Source organism: Bacillus sp. MBGLi79, assembly GCF_002953915.1.
The window spans coordinates 2,233,514-2,235,588 of the sequence record NZ_CP026521.1 but is presented as its reverse complement, the minus strand read 5'-3'; the positions used below and the strand labels follow the sequence as shown (position 1 = coordinate 2,235,588).

Sequence of the window (2,075 nt, the reverse complement as noted above, 5' to 3'; positions counted from 1 at the left end):
CCTGAATTACAATTCCTCCAACTGAGTGCCGGTCAATACGGTGTTCCCATAACATATTTAATAAATATTTTTTTCCATCTGTATCATGGAATAAAGAAGCATCAAACCCCGAGCTGTTTAATGGTATCGGCTCCCCCCAATCACCATTAATCGTTTCACAAGTCACTAAATAATTGTGACAATCTTTCCAAGCGCCATCTACTACCTTAACGTCCGTATAGATCAGCCAGAACCTTCCATCACTATAGCTTAAACATGGTGCCCAAACCCCACCTGAATTAGGGTTTCCTTTCATGTCTAATTGTGAAACTCTCTGTAATGGGTGTGCAACTAAGCGCCAATTGACTAAATCTTTTGAATGATGTATCTGGACTCCCGGAAACCACTCAAATGTAGATACAGCGATATAATAATCCTCTCCTACCCTGCAAATACTTGGATCGGGATTGAATCCTTTAAGGACTGGATTGGTAATCTTCATTTGGGACTCCTCCTCAGTTTATTTTCTTTTTTAAGCTTTGAAATCATCAATATGATCCAAATAAACTTTGTCTCTATTCTCTAATTCTCGAACCATGTTTTTATATTTTTTCTCATCTAAGTTATAGAAATTAATATCAATTAAAGCCAGAGCCAGCAAGAACACGGGAATAATGGTGGTTGTAATTAAAATCCCCGTTAATGCCGCCGGAGTTTGTGCCTGATTTGCCACATATCCAAACTTATCAAGAACCAGACCCGGAACAACTCCTCCTAAGGCCATGCCGAATTTAAAGAAAAATCCGATAATAGCGTATATGAGACCGCCCATTCTTTTCCCAGTCCTGTACTCTCCATATTCTATTGTTTCAGGAATAAGCGCCCACATATATCCCCCGGCAGTGAGACTTCCAGCAGCAGCGATTAAGCGACAGACAAGTATGAGGTATACATTACTTGGCGGAACAAACAGTAAAGCTAAGAGGCCGATTATATTCAGTAATAATGCATAGTTTAGTAATTTCTTCTTCCCCAATAATTGATGTAGCCTTGGAATAAACGGTAAAATGACCAAAGCGGGCAAACTTCCGATCAAACCGTACCACTTCACCAAATCCTCTCTTTCTAGGTTATACGTTACGTAATAAATGCCAACCGAATTACTGATGGAATTCACTCCAAAAATAATGATAAAGAAAATACTTAATACAACAAGTGGACGATTAACACGAAACTGCTCAAATATATCCGTAAATTTAATTTTTTCTTCGGATTTTTGAAGAGTGACACGCTCTTTTGTGCTTTTAAAACAAAAGATTAAAAGGCACCCGCCTATCATTCCCAAAATACCCATGGTTAGTTGCCAGCCAAGAGATTCTTTGCCGGAAGTATCGCTTAAATAAGCAGCCAGTAAAGGAACAAAAAATGCAACGACAAGTCCCCCAAGATTCGCAAATAACATACGAACTGATGTTATGCTAACCACTTCTTGATTATTTCTGGTCATTGCAGAAGTTAATGCGCCATATGGCACGTTAATCGTTGTGTATGTAAGCGACAAGCCAACATAGGTGATATAGGCATATATTAATTTCCCTATATCCGAAAAATCCGGGGTTGTAAAACAGAGTATGGCCAGTATAACAAATGGAAAAGCTCCGAATAAAAGATACGGTCTAAAGCGTCCAAATTTGCTATTCGTTCTGTCAACTATTGTTCCAATAAAAGGATCAGCGAGTGCGTCGATTATTCTAACCACTAAGAACATAGTACCGGCGGCGGCTGCCGATAAACCAAATACATCTGTATAGAAAAACAAAAGATAAGTAGACACTGTTGCATAAATTAAATTACACGCAAAATCTCCAGACGCATATCCAACTTTTTCAACCATGCTAATCTTCTTTACATTTTCACCGAGCATGATTTCTCCCCTTTTCGATCCTTTAATATGGAACAGTGTGAAACGGTTTAAAAATCCCCTCAAACTTATGGACTGGACGTGTTTATAAAAGCGCTTTCAAAACAGAGCATTTTCATCATCTAAATGGTGATCAGCAAGCAGTAAACTCATCTTTTTTCGTCATACTTTATAT

1 protein-coding gene and 1 pseudogene are annotated in these 2,075 nt (G+C 38.4%); both read right to left on the bottom strand.

The features are described 5' to 3' along the window. A pseudogene (gene xynB / locus C1T29_RS24800) lies at positions 1 to 433 on the bottom strand (xylan 1,4-beta-xylosidase); the annotation flags it as partial. 78 nt (positions 434 to 511) lie between these two features. Further along, a complete protein-coding gene (locus tag C1T29_RS11100; RefSeq protein ID WP_071581669.1) occupies positions 512 to 1,903 on the bottom strand; it encodes an MFS transporter in 1,392 nt (463 codons plus the stop codon). Positions 1,904 to 2,075 lie beyond the last annotated feature (172 nt).

Coding starts and splice junctions, on each gene's coding strand:
- C1T29_RS11100 (WP_071581669.1), bottom strand. CDS start 1,903: ATGCTCGGTGAAAATGTAAAGAAGATTAGCATGGTTGAAAAAGTTGGA.